The sequence below is a fragment of the Niallia sp. FSL W8-0951 genome (assembly GCF_038006525.1).
Classification (GTDB): Bacteria; Bacillota; Bacilli; order Bacillales; family Cytobacillaceae; genus Niallia; species Niallia circulans.
This window is the reverse complement of record NZ_JBBOVK010000001.1, coordinates 4024984-4032500: the sequence shown is the minus strand read 5'-3', so window position 1 is coordinate 4032500 and position 7517 is coordinate 4024984. Positions and strand designations below refer to the sequence as shown.

The window sequence follows — 7517 nt, the reverse complement described above, 5'->3', positions numbered from 1 at the left end:
TAAGTTAAGTTCCTTTTCGCATTAACTAGTGCTTTCGCAAAATCCAGCACGGTATCTTCCTTCATATTTAATACAAAAAAAGCCAGTCTAGAGGCCGTTTTAGGCCCAATGCCTGGCAATTTCATAAAGCTGTCAATTAGCTTTGATATAGGTTCAGGATAATGCATAATCTCCCCCCTTAAAACATTCCAGGAAGGTTTAATCCTTTTGTAAACTGACCCATTGTAGAATTTGTTAATTCATCCGCTTTTTTCAAAGCATCATTTGTTGCTGCTAAAACTAAATCTTGCAACATTTCTACATCTTCTGGATCCACAACCTCTTCCTTAATAATCACATCAATAATTTCTTTATGACCAGATACAACAACAGTTACCATTCCGCCGCCTGCTGTTCCTTCAATCTTTTCTTCACCAAGCTGTTCTTGCGCCTCTGCCATTTTCTTTTGCATCTTTTGCATTTGTTTCATCATATTTTGCATATTTCCCATTCCACGCATATATACTACCTCCAATTTATAGTTTCCATTGGTTTTTACATAATAGATTACTTACATATATAACCAATAGGTTCAAAATTAATCCTTCACTTCTAATAATTCTTCACCAAATAATTTTATTGCTTCTGATACAACGGAGTTATCTTGTCGCTCTTCACCGTCTCCTTCTTCAGAAGAATCTAAGTGCTGGGAGCTATTGAGAAATTCTTCTCTAATGTTGAGCCATTGATCTTCAGGGACTCCTAATAAATTATACCTTTTTCCAAGGAGTTGATACAAAGAATTAGTGATTGTCTCTATAAATTTAACATTATCTAATGCCATTTGACAGTGGATTTCATATTTAAATTTAATAATGATGGAATCCGTTGATGCAGCAACTGGTTCTGCTTCATTCAGCAATGCAGCTTGCGATCTCATTTGGTTTTGCACAAGAGTATTCAGCATAGCTCCCCAATTACTCTTTATACTTTGCAATTCTTGCTTTGTTGCATTTTTTAGTGTTTCTGTTATTTTCCCTAAAGGTGCTTGAAATCCTTTTCTATTTGTTCTTGTTTTTTTCTGTGTAGGCTGTGCTTCAGTGACTACTGTAACACCTTTTTGCTTAATATTCGCCAACTCTTCTTCTAAAGAAGTTATCTTACTCAGCAAAGATTGGATTTCTGGGATGTTTACATTGGATTGTCCAGATATGTTTGGTGCTTCCAACTGACATAATTTCACAATGGCTACTTCTAAAAATATTCTCGGATGGTTTGTCCAGCGCATATCTTGCTGTGTTTTATTCAACAAATTTATGAGCTCATAAATTTGTTCATGTGAATGTGTTTCTGCAAGATCTTTAAAATCATCATCCAATAAAACTCTTTCTAAGGATTCCTCTAAATTAGGGGCCGTTTTATAAAGCAGCATATCGCGATAGAAAAAGATGAAATCTTCGATAAATCGATTAGAGTCCTTCCCGGCAAGCAGTAATTCATCTAAGGATTGGAGCCCTCTTACCGTATCTCCATCTAAAATAGCTCTCGACAATGTATTTAAAAAGTTTTGTGAAACAGCACCCGTGACTGTCAAAGCATCTTCAACCGTAACTACTTCATTACTATAAGAAATCGCTTGATCTAGTAAACTTAAAGCATCACGCATTCCACCATCTGCTGCTCTTGCAATCATTTGTAATGCTTTTTCCTCACAAGAGATCGCTGATTCATCCATAATCAATCTCATTCGATTGACAATCGCTTGCGATGTAATTCGTCTAAAATCAAACCGCTGACATCTTGAAATAATGGTTAAAGGAATTTTGTGAGGCTCAGTAGTGGCTAAAATAAAGATTACATGTTTAGGGGGTTCCTCCAATGTTTTTAAAAGCGCATTAAACGCTCCAATTGACAGCATATGAACTTCATCAATAATATATACTTTGTAAGGTACAGAGCTAGGAGCAAATTTCACCTTATCTCTTATATCCCTTATTTCTTCTACTCCATTATTGGAAGCAGCATCTATTTCAATTACATCAGGGATAGTACCATCTGTAATTCCTCTACATGCATCACATTCATTACAAGGTTCACTAATGGGTGCTCTCTCACAGTTAACAGCTTTCGCTAATATTTTTGCCGCACTTGTTTTCCCTGTCCCTCTCGGCCCAGAAAACAAGTAAGCATGAGAGATTTTTTGCTGAAGAAGGGCATTTTGTAATGTCTTTGTTACGTGTTCCTGCCCTACTACATCTATAAACTGTTGAGGACGCCAAACCCGATATAAAGCTTGATAGTTCATAGTACCCTCCATTTTTTATTTTCCTTTTTATTATAGCTTATCCGTTTATATTTTTACATCCATAATAGCATACATAAAGACATGAAAATAGTTATTCTCTTTTTCTAAGAGAACAACTATTTTCAAACAAAAGGAATGCAGCCACTCCCTTTAACTTACAAAAAAACTCATCCACATAGGATGAGTTTTGTATGTATAAATATAACTGCCGTGCACCTTTCATCGACTGGCACCCATAAGCGTTACTTAAGTAGTTAGCTCAGTCCAGGTAACCCTGCGGCACATGGGGGTGTCCACTTAATGCTGCTTCCTTCCGGACCTGACATGGTTCATGGATTCCCATTGCGCAGGACCCGGACGTCAACACCACTTACTTAAGGCAGACCCTACAGGATACCAGCCTCAGAAAGGAATTCAGCCTCGCTAGAGCGGATTGCGAGTACAGGGCACCGCTACCTCCCCGCTTAGCACGACAAAATTGATACCGAAGTATTAGGTGTCCTAAGACACACTCTTAGTATACTGATAATGGACGGAAAAATCAACATAAAGCATTTGTTAATTATTGTAAGCATCCGAATTACTTGTCTTCCGTTCTTTTTTCTTCTTTCTTCGGTTTCTAATCTCCCGAAAAAAAGATGTTAATAACTGTCCACACTCTTCTGCTAATACACCTGTAATTACTTCACTCTGATGGTTAAATCGGTTATCTTGAAGCAAATTCATAAAAGTACCCGCGCATCCTCCCTTTGGATCAGCTGCACCATAAACCACCCTTGGAATTCGTGACAGCAGGATAGCCCCAGAACACATAGCACATGGCTCTAACGTAACATAAAGCGTAACTTCCTCTAGTCTCCATGTTCCCAATGCTGTGCATGCCTTCTCAATAGCAAGCAATTCAGCATGAGCAATGGCAGATTGGTCTGTTTCTCTTAAATTATGTGCTCTAGCAATTACTTCTCCTTTATAAGCAACAACTGCACCAATCGGCACTTCTCCTATTTCTGCAGCCTTCCTTGCTTCCTCTATAGCTATTTTCATAAATAATTGATCTTGATTTACTTCCATAATTACAGCCCACCTATATAAAAACACAAAATTTGTAATGAAAATTCTTCTTTTACTTAAACTAAAAAAATCAATCCTCTTTTCCAACTAACCTATGCTGGAATTTAGTTTATCTTCCATCGCACTAGCTAATTTTTTATTCTACCATCTTACATAGAAAAGGAGAACCATATGAAATCATCTGACACAGCTCTCTTGATTATTGATATGATAAATGACTTTCACTTTGAGCATGGAAATATTTTAGCAGAAAAAGCATTAATAATTGCAGAACATATTCAATTGCTTAAAAAACAATGCAAAAAAGAAAAAATACCGATTATTTATATCAACGACCATTATAATCTATGGCAAGCTGAATTGAATAAAGTAATTGATTATTGTAGTAATGAAAAAAGTGAACCTATTATTGATAAAATCAGACCTGATGATACCGACTATTTTTTAATCAAACCAAGACATTCTGCTTTTTATGGCACGGCTTTATATACACTACTTCACCAATTGCAGGTCAAAAACCTTATTCTTACTGGAATTGCCGGAAATATTTGCGTTTTATTTACTGCTAATGATGCCTATATGCGAGAGTACCCGCTTCTTATTCCAGATAATTGCATTGCTTCTGTTGATAATGAGGATAATCAATATGCTATTCGCATGATGAAGAATGTCATGAATGCGAAAATATTTACATTCAATGAAAATACAATCATTTCTGCTCTTTCTTCCTCATAAACTATAATAATGTATCCTGTCAGGAGGGAAGAATATGCAAATTCACGTTGTCCGTAATAATCAAACATTAACAGGCATTGCAGCTGCATACGGTACTACGGTTAATGATATAGTAGAAGCGAATGATGTACCAAATCCAGACCGATTAGTAATAGGGCAAGCACTCGTTATCCCTATTATCGGCAGCTTTTATTGGGTTCAATCAGGAGATACACTTTGGTCTATTGCTCAACGGTTTCGGCTGAATTATGAACAATTAGCTTCTATCAACTCTATTGCTGTTAACCAACCTTTACAAGTTGGTTTACGTTTATACATCCCCGAGAGGCCGAAAAGACCGGTCGAGTCTAATGCATATGTAGAACCACGTGGTACATATGTCGCACCTAATCTTGAGGCAAGTGCACGAGAAGCAGCTCCTTTTTTAACCTACCTTGCACCATTCAGTTTTCAAGCGTTACGAGATGGCAGTTTAAAAGAACCGCTTCTTAATAATTTCCCTGAAATTGCCCAGAGAAATAATAATGTACTTATGATGGTAATTACGAATCAAGAAAATGATCAATTCAGTGATGAACTCGGACGAATCCTATTAAATGAGGAATCCATTCAAAATAACTTTCTCCATAATATTGTGACTACCGCTAAGAAATATGGATTTCAAGATATCCATTTTGATTTTGAATATTTACGCCCGGAAGATCGGGAAGCCTATAATCGTTTTCTCCGTAGAGCGAAAAATCGTTTTTCCCAAGAGGGTTGGTTAATATCTACTGCTTTAGCTCCAAAAACTAGCGCTGCTCAAAAAGGAAAATGGTATGAAGCACATGATTACAGAGCACACGGAGAAATTGTCGATTTTGTCGTTATCATGACTTATGAATGGGGGTATAGCGGGGGACCCGCTATGGCTGTTTCTCCTATTGGACCCGTTAGAGATGTTTTAGAATATGCCATCACGGAGATGCCTCCCTCTAAAATTACGATGGGGCAAAATTTATATGGTTATGATTGGACCCTTCCCTTTGTCGAAGGAACAGTAGCAAAAGCACTTAGCCCTCAAGCCGCCATTCAACTTGCAGCAGATTATAATGCGGAGATACTATATGATCAAAAAGCACAGGCTCCCTATTTTAAATACACAGACAGTGAAGGCAGACTGCATGAAGTATGGTTTGAGGATGCTCGTTCTATTCAAGCAAAATTTAATTTAATCAAAGAGTTGAATTTAAGAGGCATTAGTTATTGGAAATTAGGTTTAGCCTTTCCCCAAAACTGGCTTTTACTGGCCGATAATTTTCACATAACCAAAAGAACATAGTCAACTTGTTTTCACTTAAAAGAACATGCATGATTCGGCTAAACTCCTGTACACCAAGCAAGACCAATTGGAGTATATTGATTAAAAAAGGAAAGATCTATTTGATAAGATCTTTTCTTTTTTAACTCTATCCAATCAATCGCGAATAAATGGATTTTGCTACACTTATTTCTGATGTTCCATGAATGATCGCACGTCCATCTTTAAAAAGAATTACCCGATAATCATTGTATTGAAAAGACACTAAGTAAGGATTGGTAATTAAGTTTTGGACAAGCGCCTTCCATTGCTTTGAAAGCACATAGAGATCCAACCCCTTTGGCATAGCTGGGCGAATATGAACAGCATCTCTCCCACATAACACCGCTGCCTTTGTTTGATTTTGAAAAGACAAATACGGAAAATCTGCTCTTGTTCCGCATGTAGGACACTCTAATTTTTTTAGCTTTTCAACATTCATTTCCGCATATTCCATTTTCCAAATATCAAAAGAGCGCAATACTGGGAACAGCTTTTCACCGGAAAGAATCTGTATGGCTTGCGATACTTGCATAGCAGCAACCCATTGAACAATAGGACTGATAACCCCTGCGGTATCACAGGTTATTTCCTGGGAAGGGAGCTGTTCAATTAAACAATGAAGACATGGCGCATCCTCCCCAACAACTGGATAGGAAAGCCCATAGCTCCCTACACATGCCCCAAAAAGAAATGGTATTTTCAGCTTAATTGCAGCATCATTTATGACTAATCTTGTTTCAAAATTATCGGTACCATCTATTAGAATAGAAGCACCATCTATAAATTTTTCGATTGTATGACAGTTTATATCCTCCACCACTGCCTCTATAACCGTATGACTGCTAATATCCTTTAATCTCCTCTTTGCTGCAACTGCTTTAGGGAGTTTATCGGCTGCATCCTCTTCCGTATAGAGCTGTTGTCTTTGCAAATTGCTTTCTTCTACGTAATCACGATCGATAATAGTCAGCCTTCCTATTCCTGCTCTTACCAGCATTTCGGAACTAGCTGATCCTAAGGCTCCTGCCCCTAAAATAACGGCATGACTAGCTTCAATATTTCTTTGTCCTTCTTTACCAATAAATAATTCCTGCTTTAAAAAACGACTAGTCAAGATGGAATCATCCCCGTAATCGGACTACTTGCAACACCATAATTCTTCTCTGTGATTCTCCCTGCTTCATATCCCAATCTCCCAGCTTCTATAGCTAATTTCATCGCCTGAGCCATTGTAACTGGATCATATGCATTCGAAACCGCTGTATTTAAAAGTACCCCATCTGCGCCAAGCTCCATTGCATATGCTGCGTCCTTTGGCGAGCCAATTCCCGCATCCACTATAACAGGTACATTACTTTGCTCTATAATAAATTGTAAATTTAGCGGATTGATAATTCCCTTTCCAGACCCAATTGGGGAAGCACCCGGCATAATAGCATGTACACCTAACTGTGCTAACCGTTTAGCCAGCACAACATCATCAGAGGTATAAGGTAACACAATGAATCCCTCTTCTAATAATTGTTCAGATGCTCTCAAAGTTTCTATTGGATCTGGCAGCAGCGACTTATCACAACCGATTACTTCTACTTTAATCATGTCACATAGTCCAGATGCCTTCGCAAGTTTAGCAATTCTTACCGCTTCTTCTGCAGTCTTCGCTCCCGCCGTATTCGGAAGGAGAGTATAACGCTTTAAATCTAGCTGTTCCAAGAAGTTAGGCTGTGATTTTTCAAATATATTCATCCTTCGTACCGCAAAGGTTAGAATCTCACTTTCTGATACTTCTACCGCTTTTTTTTGAATTTCAAATGATGGGTATTTTCCTGTTCCAAGTAATAAACGAGACTGAAAAGTACGATTTGCTATTTTTAACATTTTTATCCTCCTCCAACAAAGTGAATTAATTCTACTCTATCGCTTTCTTTTAATACATGTGTTTGGTACTGTTCTTTTCGCAAAATATCTCGATTTATTTCTACTATGACAATACGATTATTTAATTCAAAAAAGTGTAGGAGATCCTCTACTGTAACAACCTCTTTAGGCAGCTGTTGTTCCTTACCATTCAATTGTATATTCAAT

General features: G+C 37.5%; 9 protein-coding genes and 1 other RNA gene (1 of these 10 running past the window's edge). 2 read left to right on the top strand and 8 right to left on the bottom strand.

Annotation, left to right across the window (positions count from 1 at the left end; genetic code table 11):
- The 5 genes from recR to tadA form a co-directional block, all read right to left on the bottom strand.
- Positions 1–167, bottom strand: the 5' portion of a protein-coding gene (gene recR, locus NSS71_RS19630) for a recombination mediator RecR (RefSeq protein ID WP_016205308.1). 430 nt of this gene lie to the left of the window's left edge; only the first 167 of its 597 coding nucleotides appear in the window; it begins with the start codon at positions 165–167; the stop codon falls past the left edge of the window.
- Between the two features lie 11 nt (positions 168–178).
- Positions 179–499 (bottom strand): YbaB/EbfC family nucleoid-associated protein, encoded by a 321-nt coding sequence (locus NSS71_RS19625; protein ID WP_047944843.1) that lies wholly within the window; start codon positions 497–499, stop codon positions 179–181.
- Positions 500–577: 78 nt separating this feature from the next.
- On the bottom strand, positions 578–2284 hold the full coding sequence (gene dnaX / locus NSS71_RS19620) for a DNA polymerase III subunit gamma/tau (protein WP_047944844.1): 1707 nt from the start codon (positions 2282–2284) through the stop codon (positions 578–580).
- A 208-nt stretch (positions 2285–2492) separates the two neighbouring features.
- An RNA gene (gene ffs / locus NSS71_RS19615) (signal recognition particle sRNA large type) lies at positions 2493–2757 on the bottom strand.
- Positions 2758–2842: 85 nt separating this feature from the next.
- Entirely contained in the window at positions 2843–3355 is a 513-nt protein-coding gene (gene tadA / locus NSS71_RS19610; RefSeq protein WP_047944845.1) for a tRNA adenosine(34) deaminase TadA, read from the bottom strand.
- 171 nt (positions 3356–3526) lie between these two features.
- Here tadA and NSS71_RS19605 point away from each other — a divergent pair, with 171 nt between their 5' ends.
- On the top strand, positions 3527–4090 hold the full coding sequence (locus NSS71_RS19605; RefSeq protein ID WP_047944847.1) for an isochorismatase family cysteine hydrolase: 564 nt from the start codon (positions 3527–3529) through the stop codon (positions 4088–4090).
- A gap of 34 nt (positions 4091–4124) precedes the next feature.
- A complete protein-coding gene (locus NSS71_RS19600) occupies positions 4125–5411 on the top strand; it encodes a glycoside hydrolase family 18 protein (RefSeq protein ID WP_341151952.1) in 1287 nt (428 codons plus the stop codon).
- A 127-nt stretch (positions 5412–5538) separates the two neighbouring features.
- Here NSS71_RS19600 and NSS71_RS19595 read toward each other — a convergent pair whose 3' ends face one another.
- Genes NSS71_RS19595 through thiS form a run of 3 tightly spaced genes read right to left on the bottom strand, consistent with a single transcriptional unit; the run spans position 5539 to position 7516 of the window.
- Entirely contained in the window at positions 5539–6546 is a 1008-nt protein-coding gene (locus NSS71_RS19595; RefSeq protein ID WP_047944851.1) for a ThiF family adenylyltransferase, read from the bottom strand.
- A complete protein-coding gene (locus NSS71_RS19590) occupies positions 6543–7310 on the bottom strand; it encodes a thiazole synthase (RefSeq protein WP_095323158.1) in 768 nt (255 codons plus the stop codon). The genes NSS71_RS19595 and NSS71_RS19590 overlap by 4 nt, the downstream gene beginning before the upstream one ends.
- A gap of 2 nt (positions 7311–7312) precedes the next feature.
- Positions 7313–7516: a sulfur carrier protein ThiS gene (thiS, locus tag NSS71_RS19585; protein ID WP_047944857.1), complete on the bottom strand. Its 204-nt coding sequence runs from the start codon at positions 7514–7516 to the stop codon at positions 7313–7315.
- Position 7517: the final 1 nt, after the last annotated feature.

What these genes read in the sequence shown, in the direction of transcription:
- NSS71_RS19600 (WP_341151952.1), top strand. Translation starts at nt 4,125, where the DNA reads ATGCAAATTCACGTTGTCCGTAATAATCAAACATTAACAGGCATTGCA.
- tadA (WP_047944845.1), bottom strand. Translation starts at nt 3,355, where the DNA reads ATGGAAGTAAATCAAGATCAATTATTTATGAAAATAGCTATAGAGGAA.
- dnaX (WP_047944844.1), bottom strand. Translation starts at nt 2,284, where the DNA reads ATGAACTATCAAGCTTTATATCGGGTTTGGCGTCCTCAACAGTTTATA.
- NSS71_RS19590 (WP_095323158.1), bottom strand. Translation starts at nt 7,310, where the DNA reads ATGTTAAAAATAGCAAATCGTACTTTTCAGTCTCGTTTATTACTTGGA.
- NSS71_RS19605 (WP_047944847.1), top strand. Translation starts at nt 3,527, where the DNA reads ATGAAATCATCTGACACAGCTCTCTTGATTATTGATATGATAAATGAC.
- NSS71_RS19625 (WP_047944843.1), bottom strand. Translation starts at nt 499, where the DNA reads ATGCGTGGAATGGGAAATATGCAAAATATGATGAAACAAATGCAAAAG.